General features: G+C 46.2%; 15 protein-coding genes and 2 tRNA genes. 10 read left to right on the top strand and 7 right to left on the bottom strand.

The genetic code is table 11. From position 1 onward, the window contains the following. The first annotated feature begins 9 nt into the window (after positions 1 to 9). From AC4IE7_RS19150 to phbB, 4 genes are all read left to right on the top strand, one after another. Positions 10 to 1,713, top strand: a complete 1,704-nt coding sequence (locus tag AC4IE7_RS19150; protein ID WP_490778475.1) for a potassium channel family protein — start codon at positions 10 to 12, stop codon at positions 1,711 to 1,713. Then, on the top strand, positions 1,710 to 2,267 hold the full coding sequence (locus tag AC4IE7_RS19155; protein ID WP_490778476.1) for a hemerythrin domain-containing protein: 558 nt from the start codon (positions 1,710 to 1,712) through the stop codon (positions 2,265 to 2,267). The genes AC4IE7_RS19150 and AC4IE7_RS19155 overlap by 4 nt, the downstream gene beginning before the upstream one ends. 397 nt (positions 2,268 to 2,664) lie before the next feature. After that, on the top strand, positions 2,665 to 3,519 hold the full coding sequence (locus AC4IE7_RS19160) for a MotY family protein (RefSeq protein WP_490778477.1): 855 nt from the start codon (positions 2,665 to 2,667) through the stop codon (positions 3,517 to 3,519). A gap of 528 nt (positions 3,520 to 4,047) precedes the next feature. Further along, a complete protein-coding gene (gene phbB / locus AC4IE7_RS19165) occupies positions 4,048 to 4,770 on the top strand; it encodes an acetoacetyl-CoA reductase (RefSeq protein ID WP_490778478.1) in 723 nt (240 codons plus the stop codon). A 239-nt stretch (positions 4,771 to 5,009) separates the two neighbouring features. Here the strand turns inward: phbB and AC4IE7_RS19170 are convergent. Beyond that, positions 5,010 to 5,085 (bottom strand) — tRNA-Val (locus AC4IE7_RS19170). Between the two features lie 156 nt (positions 5,086 to 5,241). Here AC4IE7_RS19170 and gltX point away from each other — a divergent pair. The 5 genes from gltX (at position 5,242) to purF (ending at position 10,845) form a co-directional block, all read left to right on the top strand. Then, a complete protein-coding gene (gltX, locus tag AC4IE7_RS19175; protein ID WP_490778479.1) occupies positions 5,242 to 6,654 on the top strand; it encodes a glutamate--tRNA ligase in 1,413 nt (470 codons plus the stop codon). A 54-nt stretch (positions 6,655 to 6,708) separates the two neighbouring features. Next, positions 6,709 to 8,409, top strand: coding sequence for a glutamine--tRNA ligase/YqeY domain fusion protein (locus AC4IE7_RS19180; RefSeq protein ID WP_490778480.1), 1,701 nt, complete (start codon positions 6,709 to 6,711; stop codon positions 8,407 to 8,409). Between the two features lie 137 nt (positions 8,410 to 8,546). Then, positions 8,547 to 8,622: transfer RNA gene (locus AC4IE7_RS19185), tRNA-Ala, on the top strand. A gap of 111 nt (positions 8,623 to 8,733) precedes the next feature. After that, the gene (locus tag AC4IE7_RS19190; protein WP_490778481.1) at positions 8,734 to 9,222 is read left to right on the top strand and encodes a CvpA family protein; all 489 of its coding nucleotides are present in this window, start codon (positions 8,734 to 8,736) and stop codon (positions 9,220 to 9,222) included. Positions 9,223 to 9,330: 108 nt separating this feature from the next. Then, the gene (gene purF / locus AC4IE7_RS19195; protein ID WP_490778482.1) at positions 9,331 to 10,845 is read left to right on the top strand and encodes an amidophosphoribosyltransferase; all 1,515 of its coding nucleotides are present in this window, start codon (positions 9,331 to 9,333) and stop codon (positions 10,843 to 10,845) included. Between the two features lie 70 nt (positions 10,846 to 10,915). Here purF and AC4IE7_RS19200 read toward each other — a convergent pair whose 3' ends face one another. Next, the gene (locus AC4IE7_RS19200; protein ID WP_490778483.1) at positions 10,916 to 11,815 is read right to left on the bottom strand and encodes a TauD/TfdA family dioxygenase; all 900 of its coding nucleotides are present in this window, start codon (positions 11,813 to 11,815) and stop codon (positions 10,916 to 10,918) included. 142 nt (positions 11,816 to 11,957) lie between these two features. Here AC4IE7_RS19200 and ubiT point away from each other — a divergent pair, with 142 nt between their 5' ends. Next, positions 11,958 to 12,452, top strand: a complete 495-nt coding sequence (ubiT, locus tag AC4IE7_RS19205) for a ubiquinone anaerobic biosynthesis accessory factor UbiT (protein WP_490778484.1) — start codon at positions 11,958 to 11,960, stop codon at positions 12,450 to 12,452. 7 nt (positions 12,453 to 12,459) lie between these two features. Here the strand turns inward: ubiT and murI are convergent, their stop codons facing one another. From murI to AC4IE7_RS19230, 5 genes are all read right to left on the bottom strand, one after another. Then, positions 12,460 to 13,257, bottom strand: a complete 798-nt coding sequence (murI, locus tag AC4IE7_RS19210; protein ID WP_490778485.1) for a glutamate racemase — start codon at positions 13,255 to 13,257, stop codon at positions 12,460 to 12,462. Then, the gene (locus tag AC4IE7_RS19215) at positions 13,247 to 15,997 is read right to left on the bottom strand and encodes a response regulator (RefSeq protein WP_490778486.1); all 2,751 of its coding nucleotides are present in this window, start codon (positions 15,995 to 15,997) and stop codon (positions 13,247 to 13,249) included. The genes murI and AC4IE7_RS19215 overlap by 11 nt, the downstream gene beginning before the upstream one ends. Continuing rightward, positions 15,984 to 16,949 (bottom strand): ABC transporter substrate-binding protein, encoded by a 966-nt coding sequence (locus tag AC4IE7_RS19220; protein ID WP_490778487.1) that lies wholly within the window; start codon positions 16,947 to 16,949, stop codon positions 15,984 to 15,986. Before AC4IE7_RS19220 ends, AC4IE7_RS19215 begins: the two co-directional genes overlap by 14 nt. A gap of 103 nt (positions 16,950 to 17,052) precedes the next feature. Beyond that, complete coding sequence (locus AC4IE7_RS19225) at positions 17,053 to 19,254, bottom strand: TonB-dependent receptor plug domain-containing protein (protein ID WP_490778488.1); 2,202 nt, start codon at positions 19,252 to 19,254, stop codon at positions 17,053 to 17,055. 604 nt (positions 19,255 to 19,858) lie between these two features. Beyond that, positions 19,859 to 20,752: a U32 family peptidase gene (locus AC4IE7_RS19230; RefSeq protein ID WP_490778489.1), complete on the bottom strand. Its 894-nt coding sequence runs from the start codon at positions 20,750 to 20,752 to the stop codon at positions 19,859 to 19,861. Position 20,753 lies beyond the last annotated feature (1 nt).

Consider the following 20,753-nt stretch of genomic DNA (forward strand, 5'->3'; position numbering starts at 1 on the left):
AAAGACTCGATGAACAATATTATCTTCCTCATTTTTCGGCGTATGCGAGCGCCGCTATTGACCTTGGTACTGGCCTACTCAATCGCCATGCTTGGGTTGGTTCTGATTCCTGGTGAGGATGCAGATGGTAATGTCTGGCATATGGATTTTTTCCATGCTTTCTATTTTGTCAGCTTCATGTCGAGCACTATTGGATTTGGTGAGCTGCCTTACCCATTCACAGCAGGGCAGCGTTTGTGGGTCAGTTTTTCAATCTTCTTTACGGTGGTTGTCTGGCTCTACTCAATTGGTACTGTATTGGCTTTACTCAAGGATGAGACCTTTCAAAGAGCATTAACTGAGAGGCGATTTGCTAGAAAAATCAGCAGATTGAGAGAGTCATTTTACCTGGTTTGTGGTTATGGACAGACGGGTGAGGCACTGGTCAAAGCGCTAACAGAGCGTAGCCAGCATGCGGTGGTGATTGATGTTCTTCAAGAGCGGGTAAATCTACTCAAATTGGAGAATCTGCGAGAGTATGTACCCGGTTTATCTGCAGATGCTCGCTTACCTGCTCATTTGGTGGAAGCAGGTCTGTTGCACCCGCTCTGTGAGGGGGTGGTGGCATTGACCAACTCCAATGAAACCAATCTCAAGATAGCCATCACTTCCAAGTTACTGCACCCTGATATCGACGTGATATGCCGGGCAGATTCCCATGATATCGAAAAGAATATGGCCTCTTTCGGGACCGATTACATCATTGATCCCTTTGATGCATTTGCCCTCTATCTGGCTACTGCCGTACAAGCGCCCTGTCTTAGTCTGCTGCAGGATTGGTTGTCTCTGGGTAAGAGAGATATGCTCAGTGAACCTGTTCATCCCCCCAGAAAAGGGCTATGGGTGATTTGCGGTTACGGCAGGTTCGGTAAGGCGGTATACGATAAGCTGGTGAAGGAAGATTTTGAGGTTGTAGTGATTGAGGCTGAGCCGGATATTACTGGTAGCCCTCACTCCCCAATGGTGGTTGGGCGTGGCACCGAGGCGGATACCTTGCTTGAAGCAAGCGTTGATCGAGCCGTAGGTCTGGTGGCGGGAACTGATAACGACGCCAATAACCTATCCATAATCATGACAGCCCGGGGATTGAATGCAGACCTGTTTGTCATCCTGCGCCAGAATCGCAAGCATAATGATCCGGTGATTGAGGCCGTTGGTGCGGATATGGTGATGCTGCCCAGTGAAATCATTGCTAATCGGATACGGGTATTATTGGGTGCACCTATGCAACATCAGTTCGTCACGATGGTGATGCACCAGGATGATGAATGGGCCTGTCAGCTGATCAGTCGTATTTCTGCCTTGGTGTCTGATCACGCCCCGGATGTATGGGAAGTAGCATTTGCGGAGCATGATACCCATGCCGTGTGCCAATATGTGCGTGAGGGGCGTAATCTCACATTGGGTGAGTTGATCAGAGACCCCAGGAACAGGGAAAAAAAGTTGCCTTGTATTCCCCTGATGTTATTGAGGCATAATGAGTATAGTCTGTTGCCTGAAGAGGACCTGATTGTTCAAAAGGATGATCGGTTGCTATTCTGCGGAAAGGTGTCAGCAAGAAATCGCATGGAGTGGACACTGCAAAATGAGAACGCGCTGAACTATATTCTAACTGGGGAGACCAGTCCGCAGGGCTGGGTCTGGCGCCAATTAAGAAAAAGAGAGGTGACATGAGCCCACTATTGGAAAAACTTCACCGAGACCACGTAAATCTCGCTCGACTGCTTGATCTGCTATCTACTGAGCTCGATGCCCTGGCAGCAGGCCATGAATCCAATTTCGATTTGAAAATCGAGATGGTGGATTATATCGAACACTATGCTGAGAAAGTGCATCATCCCACTGAAGATCAAATCAACAGTGTCGCCTTCAAAAAGAGATCAATGGAGCCCCACGCTGCACTTTATGAGCGAATCTGCCGCGAACATGTCAGCCTGTTAGGATTGGCCAATCGCTTTCGAACCACACTGGAGGGTGCCATGCAGGGCGCGGTGTTGTTGCGTGATGAGGTCGAGACTCAAGGGCGGGAGTTTGTTGCGCTGCAGCGCCAGCATATTGATATTGAAGAGGAAGAGGTCTTTCCGCTGGTTGATCAGGCGTTGAATGAAAAAGAGTGGAAAAAGCTGGAAGAAGAAGTTACCCATGGTGACGACCCGGTCTTTCACCGCCAGGACTACAATCGATTTCGCAGTCTGATCGATTATCTCAAGTCCCATGAAGATGAGTAGCTCGATCGAAATCGTCCTGCTGAGGCATTTCATTGTTTCAACTCAATAGCAGCATTACTATCCCCAAGGGTGTGGCCAGGCCACACTTGGTTGGAAATATAAGTGAATTGCAACTACTCACAATACAACATCAAACCTCTTCAAAGCCTCCCTTTTGAGGGCGGTGCTAAAGGCAAAAGTGACTTCTCCTCAAAATAGGCACTTTGCCCAATACCCAAATTTACCCCACTGCCCGCCAGGTTTGAGTAAAGGATCGAAACAGGTTGGCCGATAGCCTTTTCAGATGCCTCTCTACAGCGGTAGAGATTAAGCTCAATTTTTAGTCTATGTCGGTTTGGTGATGACTGGTTATCTGCAAAAAAGTAAGTTCAACTTCCTAATATATAGTTTCGTCGTCATGCTTTGGCTGCCAAGAGCCACTCTGTTTGGGGCCACCCAGCTTGAATCTCAGACCTATATGGCGGGCATGCACGAGTCAGAGTGGATATTTGCCGGATCTGACATCAGCTGCGAATTGCGTCATCAAATACCCCAATTTGGTCAAGCAATTTTCCGCCGCATTGCGGGAGATGATCTCAACTTCCGAATTAATAGCTTCCAGCCTATACCGGAGAGGCTGGAAGGCGTTTTGCGGGAGGTGTCACCCTCCTGGGAACATCAGCCACCCGATGAGTTGCAGCAACATATGAAGATCAACTCAGGTATGCAGCCAGTTCGGCTTGGACGAAAACCGGCTGGATGGCTGCTCACATCCCTCTCTAAAGGGCAGGTTGGCAGTTTTGACTTCCTCGATTGGGACGATAGTCGCAGAGAGGTCAACGTGCGTCTCTCTCCCGTTCAATTCCAAAAACCATATCGGCAGTTCAAGCAGTGTCTAAGTCAGCTCTCAAGTGAGGGTTTTGAATCATTTCAACACTCGACAGTCTTTTTTCCATTGGACATTCATAAGCTTGATAAACAGGCCAAACAGAGATTGGATCGCTTGATTAAATATATCCAAGCTGATGAAAGGCTGGCTGGAATCATGATTTCGGGTCATGCTGATGACCAGGGAACTCGTCGCTATAACAAGCGATTGTCAGCCAGAAGGGCTAAGAGTGTCTCCAGCTACCTGATTTCGAAGGGTATCGAAGCCGGATTGATAAAACAGCGTCATTATGGTGAATCAAGACCGGCAATAGCGAAACGTACTGAACAAGCCAGGGCGGCAAATCGTCGGGCAAATATCAGTCTGTCCCGGCGGGGCAGTTAAAACTAAAAAAATCAGTTGACCGCTCCATTCGAATAGCAGGCTATTCCAAGTAGTTGTTTGCTGTGCTGGAGCGACCCTTGCCCTGCATCACCACAAACGTACACATCACGCGGCCCAACTGATCTTTTAGGTTAAAGGGCTTTGATCGCTTTTCTCATATTATTTTTCATCTTAGTAGGGCCCCGCTCTACAGCAGACAAAGGGATCAAAAAAACAAACCAGGATGGTTAACCTGGGACGAATTTTTTCAATAGTCTTGCTTGCTGAGCAGCTAACCCTGAATCTCTGAGCCGGGATTAGGTCTCTTTATGGCTTTAACGTTACATCTTGACTAGAATGTTTTTTATGTGCTTATGCGAGCATAGAAAATATTAATAAATTGGCTTCTCAGGATCACATCGTGATGGTTTCAATTCCGAGGCCTGAACCGGCTTGATTGTGAATATTGCTCACAGAGAAATTTTTACTTCTCGCGGAATTCTGATCTGCCAGGACACCAACAAATAATAATTGATGAGGAGATGATTCATGGCACGAGTTGCACTTGTTACAGGAGGCACCCGAGGCATTGGTGAGGCGATAAGTCTGGCGTTGAAAGAGGCTGGTTATAGTGTCGCAGCCAACTACGGCGGAAATCAGCAGGCAGCAGATGCATTTACACAGGCAAACGGAATACCAAGTTATCAATTTGATGTCAGTGATTATGAGGCTGTCAAAGCGGGCATCGCCAAGATTGAGGAAGATCTAGGCCCGATAGAGATACTGGTCAATAACGCCGGTATCACCCGAGACAGCACTATGCATAAGATGACTTTTGAAAACTGGGATAAAGTTATCCAGACAAATCTCGCCTCCTGCTTCAATAGCTGTAATGCTGTGATCAACGGCATGCGCGAACGAGGCTTTGGCCGGATTGTCAATATTGGTTCGGTAAATGGTCAGGCCGGTCAATACGGACAGGTAAACTACGCTGCAGCAAAATCGGGCATACATGGGTTTACCAAGGCGCTTGCTCAAGAAGGTGCAGCTAAGGGGATTACGGTCAACGCAGTTGCTCCTGGTTATGTATCTACTGATATGGTGCGCGCCGTACCGGAAGCTGTGTTGGAAAAAATTATCAAGACAATTCCTGTTGGACGATTGGGTGAACCTGAGGATATCGCTCGTACTGTTCTATTCCTGATTGCTGATGAGGCCAGCTTTATAACCGGTTCGACGCTCTCAGTGAATGGCGGTCAGCATATGTATTGATTGCAGTATTACCTGCAGCTATCTGCTTTTGCCAGGTTAATACTGGCTTTAAAAATGTATGAGTCACAGATCAATGCCATCGTAGGTTGGATGACAGATGTCACGCAGATGATGAAGATTGTGGCTGAAGAGTTGAACAAGAATGCCCTTAAAATAAGTCAGGTGGACGATTTCACTGCAGTGGGGGCAACAGGGCCGATTCGATTGGTGTTAACAGGCCCTAGGGGCTTTCGTATAGATGGTGGGCGCAACAGGGATCGAACCTGTGACCTCTGCAATGTGACTGCAGCGCTCTCCCAGCTGAGCTATGCGCCCTGATCAGGTGAAGGCGCATTCTAGTTAGGTACCTGGATCAGGTCAATTGATTGGATTTGTGACTATTTCCGAATTGAATGCCATTACCAGCTTCCGAAACAGTCCGGGTCTGATAGAATTCCAGGTTTGCTCTTAACTGGATGTAATTACCAGACTATGACTGTCCGTACCCGATTTGCTCCCAGCCCCACCGGCTATCTTCATGTGGGCGGTGCCCGCACGGCCCTGTTTTCCTGGCTCTACGCCCGCAAGCATGGCGGTAAATTTGTTTTGCGTATCGAAGATACAGACCTGGAACGTTCAACAGCAGAGTCTGTGAATGCGATCCTGGAGGGGATGACCTGGCTTGGTCTCGAATATGATGAGGGGCCGTTTTACCAGACCAAGCGCTTTGACCGTTACCATGAAGTAATCGACGATCTTCTCGCCCGGGGCCTGGCATATCGCTGTAACTGCAGCCGGGAGCGCCTGGATAATTTAAGAGAAGAGGCGATGAGTCGTAAGGAGAAACCTCGTTATGATGGCCATTGCCGGAATCATGAGGTAAGCCCCGATGAGCCTCATGTGATCCGTTTCCGCAATCCTGACACAGGTGTGGTGCTGGTCGATGACCTGATTCGAGGCCGGGTCAGCTTCAATAATGAGGAGTTGGATGATCTGATCATTCGACGTACTGATGGCTCCCCCACCTATAACCTGACCGTGGTGGTTGATGATCTCGACATGCAGATCAGTCATGTGATTCGAGGAGATGACCATCTCAACAACACACCCAGGCAGATCAATATTCTGCGGGCATTGAACGCAGAACCACCAATTTATGGCCATGTCCCAATGATACTCGGGGATGATGGCGCAAGATTGTCAAAACGCCATGGGGCAGTGAGTGTGATGCAGTATCGACAGGAAGGCTTTCTTCCCGAGGCCCTACTCAACTATCTGGTGCGATTGGGTTGGTCCCATGGTGATCAAGAGATCTTTTCCATCGATGAGATGATCGAGTTGTTTGATATCGATGCCGTCAACAAGGCTGCATCCAGCTTCAACACCGATAAACTATTATGGTTGAATCAACACTACATCAAACAGGATGATCCGAAACGTATCGCACATCTGCTCAGTCCTCATATGGGGGATCTGGGTATAGATCCAGCTGTGGGTGCAGATCTGACGAAGGTTGCTGAAGCTCATCAGGAGAGGGCCAGGACGCTCGTGGAGATGGCAGAGATGAGTGCGTTCTGCTACCAAGACTATGAAGAGTTCGAAGAGAAAGCGGCCAAGAAGCATCTGCGTGGCGTGGCCAGAGAGCCACTGGAAAAGATGCGTGAGGCACTTTCCGTATTGGATGATTGGCGTGAGGAGACTCTACACAGTGTTGTGGAACAGGTGTCTGCCGCTCTGGAATTGAAGATGGGAAAGGTTGCTCAACCATTACGGGTAGCGGTGGTTGGACGGGCAGCATCACCGGGTATAGATACAACACTATATTTGGTTGGAAAAGAGGCCTGCTTGCGACGAATCGACAAAGCACTTGACTATATCACACAGCGAGAAGCTGCTGCGGGTTAATACTAACCAGGCCATAAGTATCATTTCTGTACACTATTACAAGAAGCCAACATTATGAGCGAAACGGATCACAGCGACAGCGCTACAACGAATTTTATTCGACAGATCATCGAGCAGGATCTCAAGCAAGGAAAAAACGATGGGCGGGTGCACACTCGCTTTCCTCCTGAGCCGAACGGTTATCTGCACATCGGTCATGCCAAATCAATAGTACTCAATTTTGGGGTCGCTCAGGACTATAGCGGTCTGTGCAATCTTCGCTTTGATGATACCAACCCCCATAAAGAGAATATGGAGTTCGTTAAAAGCATCCAAGAGGATGTACGCTGGCTCGGGTACGATTGGCAGGAGAGGCTGTTTTACGCCTCGGACTATTTTCAGCAGCTCTACGATTTTGCAGTGGAGCTGATCAAGGCAGGTAAAGCCTTTGTCTGTGATCTGGATGGGGAGGAGATGCGCGCCTATCGGGGCACATTGACCGAGCCAGGTCGGGAAAGTCCCTATCGTGATCGCTCAGTTGAGGAGAATCTCGATCTGTTTGCGCGCATGAAAGCCGGTGAGTTTGCGGATGGTGAACGTGTACTCAGAGCCAAGATCGACATAGCTTCGCCGAATATGAATATGCGTGATCCCACCCTCTACCGTATTCGTCATGGCGTGATCCACCACCAGACAGGTGAAGCCTGGTGTATCTACCCAATGTATGACTACACCCATCCTGTATCTGATGCGCTTGAGGGTATTACTCACTCGCTCTGTACATTGGAGTTTGAGGATCATCGCCCTTTATACGACTGGGTGCTGGATAACATCACCATTCCCTCTCATCCCCAGCAAATCGAGTTTTCCCGACTCAATCTTGAATATACTGTGTTGAGTAAACGAAAGCTGACCCAGCTGGTGGATGAAGGCTTTGTTGAAGGCTGGGACGATCCACGCATGCCCACGGTTGCAGGCTTGAAACGACGGGGATTCACTGCGGCTTCCATTCGTGAGTTCTGCCATCGTATCGGTATCACCAAATCTGATGGTCTGGTAGAGATTGGCATGCTGGAAAACTGCATCCGTGAGGATCTCGATAGCAATGCGCCTCGCCGTATGGCGGTTATGCATCCACTGAAGCTGGTTATCGAAAACTATCCAGAGGATGGTGAAGAGTTACTCGATGCACCCAACCACCCTAAAGATGAATCTATGGGGATACGTCAGGTTCCGTTCAGCAGAGAGATCGTCATCGATCAGGCTGATTTCAGGGAGCAGGCGAATAAAAAGTTCAAGCGCCTGGTCTCCGGTGGAGAGGTGCGGCTGCGAAATGCCTATGTAATCAAGTGTGAAGAGGTGGTGAAAAACAATCAGGGTGAGATTGTTGAACTACGCTGTAGCTACGATCCAGATACCCTGGGGAAAAACCCGGAGGGGCGAAAGGTTCGAGGGGTTATACATTGGGTTTCAATGCGTCACGGAGAGAAAGGGGAGGTTCGCCTCTACGATCGACTCTTCAAACAGGCAAACGCGGATAAAGTGGAAGAGGGTGGTCACTTTACCGATAACCTCAATCCAGACTCTTTGCGCACACTGACAGATTGCTATTTCGAGCCGACGCTGGCTGAGGCTGAAGTTGGCCAAGCTTATCAATTCGAAAGAGAGGGCTACTTTATTCTCGATAGCACTGAAGCCGGTAGGGTACCAAAAGTATTTAATCGAGTTATTACCCTGAGAGATTCCTGGGCTAAAATTGAGAAGACAGGTGGCTAGTGTGGTGCGTCATACTAGTAGATTCTGTATCACAAATCCCAACAAAGTCATTGGATTAGGCATAGCAGGACTAAAGTGAAACAGGTAAAAAATCAGTGGACAAGCGGGGAATTATCCCCTAATATGCCCGGCTTTCTGGGGCCATAGCTCAGCTGGGAGAGCGCAACACTGGCAGTGTTGAGGTCGGCGGTTCGATCCCGCCTGGCTCCACCAGATGCAATAAGGTCACGCCCGGACTTGATCCGGGCGCTCTTTTTCTGGGTTCTGCTGGCCTATGTTCAATAGAATGAACGCCATGTCTCGATCGCCCAATGGGGTAGCGGTATGCTCTGGATCGATATACTGATCATCGCAATTATTGCGCTCTCTGCTGTAATTAGCCTCATACGGGGTTTTATGCAGGAGGCACTCTCACTCGCAACCTGGATTGCGGCATTTACACTCGCCTGGTTATTCTTTCGTACCCTCTCAGTTGAGTTGATACCTTGGATCGACGTGCCCTCGATACGCCTTGGTGTCTCTTTCGGACTGATTCTGATCGGTGTATTGATTATTGGCGCCGTTATCAATCATTTCATGAAAGTACTGGTCGACACGACCGGATTGAGTGGTACCGATCGTCTGATCGGCATCTTTTTTGGGGTGGCGCGGGGCGCGGTAATCGTTGCAATTCTGGTCCTACTGGCCGGGTTGACCCCCTTTCCGAACGATCCTTGGTGGCATGAATCACGCCTGATACCCTATTTTCAGGAGATGGCGCTCTGGCTAAAGAGTTATTTGCCCAGTGATATTGCTGCAAACTTCGGCTACTAATCGACATGGAGAGGTCTTAATGTGTGGTTTGGGATACCCTGTCTGCCTGGGTCATCAGTTGATGGCCTGGTATGTAACTAGTCCCATACAGATCCTGGAGAACTGAACATGTGCGGTATCGTGGGTATTGTCGGTAAATCACCGGTCAACCAATCGCTCTATGATGCTTTGTTGGTGTTACAACACAGAGGTCAGGATGCTGCAGGTATCGTGACCTGTGAAAAGGGCAAATTATATTTGCGCAAGGCAAACGGATTGGCTCGAGATGTCTTTCACACGCGCCATATGATGCGTTTGAAAGGTACTATAGGCATAGGGCATGCCCGTTATCCAACAGCTGGTTGCGCATCATCGGCTGAAGCTCAACCCTTCTATGTCAATTCACCCTATGGCATTACCCTGGCGCACAATGGCAACCTCACCAATGCGAAAGAGTTGACTCGGGATCTGTTCGTCGAGGATCTGCGACATATTAACACCTCATCCGACTCGGAGATCCTGCTCAATATATTTGCCCATGAGCTGCAGATGCAGAATAAACTACGCATCGCACCTGAAGATATCTTCAAGGCAGTGGCAGGAGTGCATCGACGCTGCCGGGGTGGATATGCTGCGGTTGCTATGATTCCTGGTGTGGGATTGATAGGTTTTCGTGATCCTTATGCCATACGTCCGATAGTTTACGGTAAACGTGAGACCGATAAGGGCACAGAATATATGATCGCTTCCGAGAGTGTTGCTTTGAATGCCCTTGGATTCCAGCGGGTCCGGGATTTGGAGCCGGGTGAGGCGATATTCATCAGTAAAGAGGGGCAGTTCCATGCTCAACAGTGTGCCGCTAACCCAGTAAAATCACCCTGCATATTCGAATTTGTCTATTTTGCACGTCCAGACTCGATCATCGACAATGTATTTGTGCATAAAGCCCGATCCAGAATGGGCAAGAAGCTGGCAAAGAAGATCCAGCGGGAGTGGCCTGACCACGATGTGGATGTGGTGATACCAATCCCCGATACCAGCCGCACCGCGGCATTGACCCTGGCTAATGAATTGAAAATCCGCTACACAGAGGGTTTTATAAAAAACCGTTATATCGGGCGAACCTTTATTATGCCTGGGCAGACGGTTAGAAAAAAATCAGTAAGACAGAAACTGAATGCCATCGATTTGGAGTTCAAGGGTAAGAATGTATTGCTGGTTGATGATTCAGTAGTACGTGGAACTACTTCTCAACAGATTGTTCAGATGGCTCGTGAGGCTGGTGCAAAACGAGTCTATTTCGCTTCCGCTGCACCACCTGTGATCTATCCGAATGTGTATGGCATCGATATGCCATCAGCGAGTGAACTGGTCGCTCATGATCGCACCGTCGGAGAGGTTCAGGAGATTATTGGTGCCGATCGCATGATCTACCAGGATCTGCAAGATTTGATTGATGCGGTTTTAAAGAAAGGTAAAACAGACATCGAGCGTTTTGATACCTCAGTCTTCAATGGCGATTATGTAACTGGTGATGTCAGCGAAACCTATCTTGAGCAACTCGAACTGCTGCGCAACGATGGTGCCAAAAAGCAGAATGAAATTGCAGATAAATCTATTTTGGATCTACATAACGACAGTTGAAGATTGATTGCTTGATAGTGATTCTGATGATGTACGTGGTCGCCTGGTCAGTTAAGACCATCAAAAAGGATCAGTTGTACTGGGGTATAGAGTTATGGATTCGATCGAAATAGCGCGCTCGATAGATCAGTCTTGGATGATCTCCATCAGAAAACCCAGAGCGTGTATGCAACACGTTATTACAGATCAGCCCCTGGCCCGCTGTTAGTTTGCCTCGGAAGTGCCACTCGGATGGAGTATGAAGAGTTGACTTCAGATAACTTAAGGCTTCATTTAGTACTGGGTCATCGCGCCATGCAATGCTGCGACTTCTATCTGTATAGCGCATGTGCAAATGACCGTCAGGATATATCGCGAATACCGGTCCTGAGCGTGCAGGTCTGATCTCCTCCCCATCCACCACATTTGCAGGTATTGTCATGGCTTCCGGGTGCATTAAGGCACGGACATAATCCGGGTTTTCATCCATGATGCGAATAAATGCAATCTCGTGATCGAGAAGGTCATTTTCACCACCCTCTTCAGCTGGTTGCACACAATGCAGCAGCAGGCCGTGAATCTGATGCTCAAGGTCATTGTAATAACCATCGGTATGCCAGGCGATCGGGCGATTGGAGTAGGGTATGTAACCTTGCCTTAAGGCATCGGACTGAACCGTCAGTGAAGTGATAGCATCATTGTCGGCACACATATTGTGATCAAGATGTTGCAGGCCAAAACGATGCCCAAGATTACGAATAATCTGTTTGTCTGCATCGTGTCCCGACAGCCCTGCCCACACAGCCATGTTTGTCTTTTTACAAATGCTTTGTATCTTATCGTGCTCAGCTTGGGTCAAATGACGTGGGTCACCAATTTCAACAATAAGATCCTCAAGTGACTTAGGATAGTCGCGTAGTTTATTCTCTCGCCAAAGGAGGTAAGTATCAGAGTTCTCAGGTAAAAAAGGAGATTGCAGAGTTATAGACATAAACAGGGTTTTCGCACATTCGAATGACTGCTGGTATGATACTGCTGTTAGCCTGATTTTTGCTAGGGCCGATTCGAGTAACATGTAACACCACACTGGCACTAAGTGTGGAACTGCCTTGTCGAGGCATTCGTAATATCCAATGATGAGGCTCTTCGCCATGTATGCTGTATCCAAACGCCCCCTGATGCCCAAACCATTCGTCCTGCCTCTTAGAATTTTGCCAGGCAAGGCTCATGGCTTGATATTGAGTGCGCTGCTGAACCGGGTATTCCGTTCTCAGATTTTAGATGGCGAACTCGATTTCCTTGAAGGGCGGGTGGTGCATATCAAAGTGAGTGATGCTGGTCTTGAATATGCTTTAACTCTGAGTCGAGGTAAAATTTCCGAGGCAAGTGGCAAGGCGTCTGATTTGACCATTGTCGGCTCAGTCTACGACTATCTGCTGTTGATCACAGGACGGGAAGATCCGGATACGCTATTTTTTCAGAGACATTTAATCATGGATGGCGATACAGGATTAGGGGTTCATCTTAAAAATATGCTGGCTGCAGTGGATCCAGAGGAGCTGCCAATACCCAAGGAGTTTCGGGCTGTTGTAGAGAAGGGATTGCAGTTTTATGAACGAGTGCTCTGACAAATCCTTAGATTTTCGGCAGAGACTGGACAAAGGCAGGCTTGCATAGTAAGCGTTCAATCATTGTCTGAGTCTCTTGAGGTGGTGCGCTGCACCAGTAATCCTCAGTTCCTGGTGAAGTCGTCTGAGAGAGAAGATCCAGATCAACCAGTCTTCGGTAGAGTTGCTTGGCAACCGCCTCTCCTGTATCGATTATAGAAATTTCGGATCCTGCGATATTTTCAATGGCTTTTCTCAGAAAAGGGTAGTGAGTACAACCTAAAACGAGTGTGTCGACGCCACTCTCAAGTATAGGTTGCAGTCCCTGTGCGACCAGTTTGTGAGTAATCTGGTGATCATGGCCATTAAGTTCGATAGCCTCAACCCAACCCTGACAAGGGCAAATAACTATATTCGAGCCATTAGCATGTTGTTGTAACAAAGTTTGAAACTTATGACTAGACAACGTGCCTTGAGTTGCCAGAACACCAATCATGCCACTCTGACTTTGCTCAATTGCCGGTTTTACACCAGGTTCCATGCCAATAATTGGTATCGGGAAGTTCTCTCGCAGATATTTGACCGCAGCTGCAGTTGCGGTATTGCATGCGATAACAATTGCTTTTACATTTTGCTCTACTAAAAATTGCGTGATATACCGGCTTCGCTGGAGGATGAAATCGTTATCTTTATTGCCATAGGGTAGATGTGCCCTGTCAGAGACATATTTGAGATCTTCATGAGGTAGTAGTGCTCGGATATGCTTGAGTACCGAGAGGCCGCCTATACCAGAGTCAAAAATCCCAATTGGTGCGTCAGACAACATTACCAACCTCATGCTTTAGCAATTTTTCGATTTCCTGCTCAAGGTGCACGAAGTATTCCAGAATTTGCTTTTCATTCTCAGATTTACAGATTTTTTCGAATTTTTTGATTGCATAATCCAAGGCAGGTACACCACAGGATGATGTTGATCCATGGATTTTGTGTACGATCTCTTTGAGATTAAACCAGTCTGATTGATCAATATAGTTCTTAATTGACATTAATTGTTGTGGTAACTCCAGGCATAGCTGATGAAACATCTCATCAGCCAGTCGTTGATCTCCTCCTGTAATGGCTAACAGTTTTTTCATATCTCTGACTGGTAGCGATTCGGCTAAGATCAGTGTGTCTGCCGTTTGTTCTGTTTGTTGGTAACTGTTCTCGGGAAAATAGTGGCCACTAAAGATACTATTTATAACAGACCACATTTGTGGTTCGTCTATAGGTTTCAATAAATAACCGTCCATACCAGACTCAGTAATCTGATTTCTTGTGGCTGGAACGACATCGGCAGTTAACGCAATGATTGGTGTATGTGCTGTTTCACCCTCATGTCTGCGAATGATTTCAGCTGCCTCGGTTCCTTTCATTTTAGGCATATGGATATCCATCATAATCAGATCGTATCGATGGTTTTGAGTCATAGATATTGCACTCAGTCCATCATTAGCTTCGGTTACAATGGCGCCCTTACTTCTCATTAAAGTACTGACGAGTTTGAGATTGATGTCATTATCATCAACAACCAGAATGTTGTAGTTATCCAGGCTTGGCTGGGTGTTGTCAGAAATACTTTTACTTGGAAACTCAGGTAGTTTTAATTTAGTGGCAAAAATAGTCCTCAAACTACTTTCCAGTTTGACAGTACTGAATGGTTTTGAAAGATATATGTCATCACTCAAGGATTGAATTTGCTCAAACACAGTTCTTTCTGAAGCGCTGACGAAAGTTAAGAGAGGTAGTGTGCAGTCTGATTTCAGACGCTTTATTTCAAACTCTGCAACACCTGAGATGATCTCATCATGAGTGAAACCAAGTACTATTAAGTGAATGTCCTGTGTGTAATTAACAGGAAACTGACCATCGACAACCTCTATTCCATAAGACTCAAATGTGTGCTTAATAGCGAGATAGGAGAGTCTATGGCTATCGACAAGAATTACTCGTTTGTCTTGGTAACGTAGTTGGTCGTCATCAGAATTAATAGCTACTGATTTAACGAGTGGTATAGAGACAATAAAATTAGCACCTTTTCCAAGGCTGCTGAAAAGCTCTATATCACCATTCATGGACTGAGCTAATTTTTTACAGATACTTAATCCTAATCCAGTGCCACCATACATACGACTGGTAGATGAGTCAGCTTGTTGAAATGATTCGAAAAGCATATTTTGTGCTTTTGTTTCAATGCCAATGCCAGTGTCAGTGACGGAAAACTTTAAAACACAACGGGTCTTGGTTTCTGTGTCAATCATGACTCGAATGACAACCTCACCGTGGTGAGTGAATTTAATGGCATTGCTGATCAAGTTAACCAGAATTTGTCTTATTCTTGGTTCGTCACCGATTAATGTTCTGGGGACATCTGAATAGACCAGTAATACCAGTTCCAATCCTTTGTCATGAGCGGAAGGAGAGAGGAGTACAGTGGGGTCTTCGAAACACTCTCTTACGTTGAAAGGGGCAGTCTCAGGTTCAAGCTTACCGTATTCAAGTTTTGAGTAATCAAGTATTTCGTTAATGATATCCAGCAGGTTGATGGCGGATTTGGAAATTGTACTTACCAAGTCACTTTGTTGTTGTGACAGGTCAGTTTTTAACAGTAGATTGGTAAAGCCCAGCACGCCATTCATTGGTGTACGAATCTCGTGACTCATATTAGCAAGAAATTCTGACTTGGCTTTGCTGGCTGAGAGCGCTCTTTTCTTAGCCAGATCCAGTTCTACATTCTGTATTTCGATTGCCTCCATGGTTTCTGTAAGCTCAGAAGTGGCCTGATCAATCTGTTGTTGCATGACTTCATGAGATTGGAGAATGCGATTAGTCATCGCATTGAAACCCTCTTCCAGGTTGCGTATTTCCCCCTTTGATATTTCTGGTACACGAACAGATAAGTCACCATCTCGCATGCGAGATACAGCTTGGGTTAATCTCGTAATTGGGTTGATTACAGAGCGGCTCAATGCCAATGAGAAAAAGGCGGTAACAATCAATCCAAGGACCAATAATATTATGGTGTTTCTGATAATGCTGGTTTTGTTGTGATTTAGTCTGGTTTTACTCAGCGTCAGAATTACATTACCCATACTCTCGCTGCCGCCATTTTCGCTGTCCAGAATCTGATCAGGGTAATCAGTGATTTGTATGTTCTCGACAACGTAAATCGCAGGGGCACTGAATTGGGCTAAATTATTACTGCTTTCATTATCATCCTTAATCATGTGTGACAACAGAGAACCAGTGGCATCAAATACCTTGATACTGTGAACATCATCTTGTAAAAAAACTGGCCGAAGGCTCATTTCCAGAATCGTCTTGTCGCGGGTGAAAATACCATAAACACTGATAGCAGCTGACTGGTTTGCGATTGATACGCCACGATCATTGAATAGCTTAGTTAACTGTTCAAGCTGAGTGGTGATCAGGTAGATGGTCAACATCAGGGCAAGAATGAATGCAGGTAATAACCCGATCATCAAAGCCTGGAATTTTAATGATCTCAGTTTATTAAGAATCATCATGGATATAGTCCATCATCTGTTCCTTTAATTTGGATTCCGATTTGATCGGAAATCCAAGAGAGCGAGCGACATCTGTATTAAAAAGAACAGAAAAGTATCTGCTCATCTGTTCCTCTGCATCTAGCGGTTCATCTGAAAAATAGGTAACAATACCGTCCCTGACCTGGTGTGCAATATTCTCCGGAGATGAGTAGACAGCTGCTAATGCACCTGCTTTAACATAGGCAGAAGAGAATCCAATCAATGGAATTCTTTTTCTATAATTGGATAACAATATATTAGATACAGTTGCTTTGTTGTGTATATTGGTATCTGGAGTAGCGAGAAAAATATCGATTTTGACTAATAGGTTATTGAGTGCAGTGCCAATAAATTCGCTTGATTCAATAGGTTCAAAATAAAGTGTTAAATCAAGATCATTTGCTGCGCTGGTTAATGTGCTTACGGTGCTCTTGTCATTGATATCCACCAGGATGCCAATATTCTTAAATCGGCTGGAAAGAGCTTTTATCAAGGCGAGGCTATGAGCGAGTGGCTGGTCAAGGTATAAAAATGATTGTTGCGACCCGCTTTGAGTGATCTCTTTAATCAGTGGATTGTTTTTCGGTATCAAAGCAGAAATAATATCCGCATCTGTTATGTTGTTGCGTGCAAATATCGCAGCATGTATCCCGAGAGTAACTATTAATTGATAGTTGTTATGCGATTCGATGTCATATGATGAGACTTGCACGATGTCATAGTTGCTGCTTTGGCAGCTTAGTTTGTGATTTCGGCAATATTTTATGGTTGAATTGGTGATCGTTGTGGCAACATCAAGATAGACATCCTTATTGTCACTGAGAAGAACTAATATATTGGTATTCTTTTCCTGAGCTGCTGCCAAACCAGGAACAATCAGACCCAAGTAGAAAATAAACACCATAAACCTGACGCACTGCGCAGGTTTCATTGAGAACACTATTATTTTAAGTATATTAAAGACACACTGACCCACCTCGTGGCATGAGAGGTTGCATACTCCCTGTGTATCTCTGTTGCTCATAACTTAGTTGTCAATAGTTCAATTTGGCCTGCAAATAGGCCCGTCTTTCCCATATATTCTGTTCATTGATAGCATCCCCATTATAGAAATCGTAATTTTCTTCGTGGATATTTTGCAGAATCAATGCAATATTAAGTTTTGCTTTATCGAGCACTATTTTTTTATTGAATTTCACATCAAGGCGGCTGAAGTTTGGAACAGCATCACCTTCTCCTGGCCACTCCATCTCATCAGTGAAGTAGTAGCCTGCGCTGATACTAACACCATCATCAAATGTATGGCTTGCCAGCAGGCTGAAAGTTCTCTGAGGTATTTTCTCATCAGCATTCTCGCGATAACTGTAGACACCATCTTTTAAACGTTTTATTTCATTACCACTGACATTTAGATAACTGAAACCAAAAAATACCATATCTCTTTTTGTAGGTCTGAAATCGAGTTCGAATTCCAAACCATTGATTTCAACCTCTCCGAAGTTGGTATAGGTAAATGCGCCTCGCTGATAAAATCGGTTGAATTGATAGAGTATTTCCCGGTCAATAGGGTCTGTTACGCCTCGGTCAGGGTCACGAATATCTAAATTACCATACTGGTCAATTATCTCTTCATACTCTTCGTGAAAAAGACATATATCAAAATTAAGTGCGTAATCGGATAAGTGGCTGAAAAAGCCAGCTTCGATGCGATCAATTCGCTGAGGTTCCAGCTCTTCTGTGCTCACTACCCAGGTATTTAATGGGTCATCCTGAGAGTCGAGATAGATAGACAGGTTAACATTGTCTTCATAGATGGTTGGCATCCTGTATGCTCTTGAGCCACTTATTCGTATGGTGTTTTCCTCTGTTAAGTGATAATTAATGCCGAGGCGTGGTGAGTACACCTCTTTCTTTCCTTCAAATTTTTCCAGCATCGTGCCTGCATTTACCACAACACTCTCTGTTGCATACCACTCACTGTTTATAAAGAGTCTATATAAATCTCTTGAAATGGCCTTATCTTTCTGGAATAACCAAGGACTCTCTCCACGATCATGACGCGCTCCGACACCCCAGGCGACTCTAAGATCATCTATCGGTTCCAGTGTATTTTCAATTTCCAGATCATAACGATGTGATTTAAGGCCGAGCCAGGAAAAGACAAACGGTGAGTCTGTCATATTAAGGGCTTGAAGTAGTGACTCAAAGTCATACATACCACCGGATATCAACCCTGCAAAGATATCTGGTCTGATGGCCTCGTCATACTCCTGCAGATCTTCATTGGCTATGATCTGTTGAGATATTGATGGGGACTGATAAGTGTCATCGACTTCGTAGTAGTTATGATAAAACTGTATATTGATCTGATTGTCTGGTGTGAGGAGGTGGTTCCACTCTATGGATTGGTAGTTGTAGCTGGTTTCCAGCTCACGATCTTCCTGTAATAGATTTGGATGGCCTTCGTCTGAGTTGCTGCCTACTATCCCGAGTTCGGTACTAATGGTACTGCTCTGGTTGAGGTGATAGTCACTGTCAAATTTTAACCATTTGGTTCGGCTGGCATCATCGCGATTGTCAAAGCCTTGATCTTCTTCGTAACTGGCAGACACGCGATAGTCAAAATCTCCTGATGTGGCTGCGTGGGCTGCCTCAATATAACGAGTTTGGCCATAGCCCATAGTAGTGGAGATGGTCGTGCCCAGAAGGTCTTTAGGGCGGTCTGTGACTATATTGATAACCCCTGCATATGAGTTCGACCCATAGGCAGCGGCATTTGGTCCACGTATCACTTCGATCCGTAATATCTCATCAAGACTGAGTGGAATTTCAGACCAGGGAATACCGCCGTAGACAGGATCATAGATCGAACGCCCATCGATCAGAACCTGCATGTCTCTCGCATATTCATCCGCGTGCCCATGGTAGCTGACTGTTGCTCGTGAGCCTGCGTAAAAACCAATGGTAAATCCAGGCACCAACCTGAGTAGATCGGGTATATTCAGTGCTGCGCTGGCCTCGATCATTTGTCTGTCTATAACCGTCATCGCAGTCGGTGTGTCAGCCTGTGACTGACTTAGCCTGGATGCGGAGAGGACAACTGGAAGTTCATCGTAAAAATAGCTTTCAGAGAAGTCATTGAGATGATTGTCTGCACACAGATTCGATGATGAAAAAAACGCTATTGAGACAAATAGCGAAGTGATGATATTGACTTGATACTCTCGGTTGTACATGCGAAAACCTTATGTGAGAAAAAGAGCTATTTCATCCGTGATTGGTTTCGGGGCTATGGATGTTCCATAGTATAGATTGTCATAAACCCATAACTATATAAATCTTTTAGTTATCAAGCCATTGAAAAAGGAGGCCTCTGATAATAGCTGGCAAAGCAATTACACTTGAATGTGAAATGACGTAGCTGCTGATCCACTCTGTTAAGAGGGCAGGCTGCAGAGGAGGATTTTACAATGGATGATCGATAATTGGGCAGAATCTAAATACTACTTCTTGGGAGCGAAGACGACAGATCCAGTATGAACTAGTGTGGTGTAACGTATAAACTGTACCAATCAGAGATCCGTCAATGTCTCAAAACCAGGCGCAGCGCGCAGGTAATGGCAGCGTCCTTGTCAAGCGTTGCAACCCAGGATTTAGGCATTGACGGGCCTCCCTACGGGCGAGACGCTAAGCCGTCATCTGCATTGCTTCCCAAGGGCACTTCCTTCAGGGCGTTGAGTGGCTTGGAATGGGCGCACCATTCCAAGCCGCGCGCCTAGCAGCTAACGGCTTAGCGTCTCGCTGATTGGTACAGTTTATACGTTACACCACACTAGCACTTCAGTGGCTGCTGGCTGATAAGCCAATGTCTTCATGCCAGTAGCCATCACAGCTGCCCTGTGGGATGTATTTGCTCAGATCGCCTGGCTGATTGCCGGACAGGGCTTGACGGTATGCATTTACGATCTTCCCGGTGAATTGGGATTGGGGGCTGATTCTTATGACATCAACCTGCAGCTTTTTCAACTCTTCCAGTTCAGGGAGTAAATTGCAGCTTTTGGCTGATACAGTTTGAATGCCGTTCAAAGCCAGAAACGATTCCCCATCCTGAGTTGAGAGAAGCCTGCCATCCGGATAGTCGATACACTTATACTGGCAATCATCCTTTGGGAGATTGTGAGATCGAGCCGTAAAGCAGCGTGCTGAAAGGGTAAGCGGCATCCTGCCATAGCAAAAAACTTCTGTTTCCACGCCATCTGGACGTTGCTGTTGCATGAGCTCCAGGGTGGATTTACCCAGTTCCAGTGGCATCACCCAGCGACTTAACCCTTTACTCGTAAGTAGTTTCAGGGTTTCCGGGTTATAGATATTGATACTCGGTCCAGTAACGAAGGGGAGTTGCAGGTTGCTTAAGATCTGGATGGCGCCAACATCATTCGCTTCGACCAGAAAGCGGCCATTTTCACAGATTCGCTTGAGGGTTTTAAGCTCAGATTCCGCTTCCAGTAGTGCCAATGTTGAGAGCACGATCTGCTTCTCTGTCTGATCGCTCAAGCGTGTAGCGATTTCGATCCAGTCATCGGTCTTGAGGCTGCGACGTTTGGAACAGACAGTTTCCCCAAGGTATATGATATCTACCGGCATCTCTGCGGCTTGTTCATAGAATTCGAAAAGGTCCTCTCTTGACCAGTAGTAGAGAATCGGGCCGAGAGATAATTTGGGGTGAGAATTCATA

Source organism: Candidatus Thiodiazotropha sp. AKAK3, assembly GCF_058244645.1.

Excerpts from the sequence above, each read along its gene's own strand:
- AC4IE7_RS19230 (WP_490778489.1), bottom strand. The coding sequence starts at position 20,752 with ATGAATTCTCACCCCAAATTATCTCTCGGCCCGATTCTCTACTACTGG.
- AC4IE7_RS19155 (WP_490778476.1), top strand. The coding sequence starts at position 1,710 with ATGAGCCCACTATTGGAAAAACTTCACCGAGACCACGTAAATCTCGCT.
- AC4IE7_RS19150 (WP_490778475.1), top strand. The coding sequence starts at position 10 with ATGAACAATATTATCTTCCTCATTTTTCGGCGTATGCGAGCGCCGCTA.
- AC4IE7_RS19225 (WP_490778488.1), bottom strand. The coding sequence starts at position 19,254 with ATGTACAACCGAGAGTATCAAGTCAATATCATCACTTCGCTATTTGTC.
- AC4IE7_RS19180 (WP_490778480.1), top strand. The coding sequence starts at position 6,709 with ATGAGCGAAACGGATCACAGCGACAGCGCTACAACGAATTTTATTCGA.
- AC4IE7_RS19200 (WP_490778483.1), bottom strand. The coding sequence starts at position 11,815 with ATGTCTATAACTCTGCAATCTCCTTTTTTACCTGAGAACTCTGATACT.
- AC4IE7_RS19160 (WP_490778477.1), top strand. The coding sequence starts at position 2,665 with ATGCTTTGGCTGCCAAGAGCCACTCTGTTTGGGGCCACCCAGCTTGAA.
- murI (WP_490778485.1), bottom strand. The coding sequence starts at position 13,257 with ATGTTGTCTGACGCACCAATTGGGATTTTTGACTCTGGTATAGGCGGC.
- AC4IE7_RS19190 (WP_490778481.1), top strand. The coding sequence starts at position 8,734 with ATGCTCTGGATCGATATACTGATCATCGCAATTATTGCGCTCTCTGCT.
- phbB (WP_490778478.1), top strand. The coding sequence starts at position 4,048 with ATGGCACGAGTTGCACTTGTTACAGGAGGCACCCGAGGCATTGGTGAG.
- purF (WP_490778482.1), top strand. The coding sequence starts at position 9,331 with ATGTGCGGTATCGTGGGTATTGTCGGTAAATCACCGGTCAACCAATCG.
- gltX (WP_490778479.1), top strand. The coding sequence starts at position 5,242 with ATGACTGTCCGTACCCGATTTGCTCCCAGCCCCACCGGCTATCTTCAT.
- AC4IE7_RS19215 (WP_490778486.1), bottom strand. The coding sequence starts at position 15,997 with ATGATGATTCTTAATAAACTGAGATCATTAAAATTCCAGGCTTTGATG.
- AC4IE7_RS19220 (WP_490778487.1), bottom strand. The coding sequence starts at position 16,949 with ATGAAACCTGCGCAGTGCGTCAGGTTTATGGTGTTTATTTTCTACTTG.
- ubiT (WP_490778484.1), top strand. The coding sequence starts at position 11,958 with ATGATGAGGCTCTTCGCCATGTATGCTGTATCCAAACGCCCCCTGATG.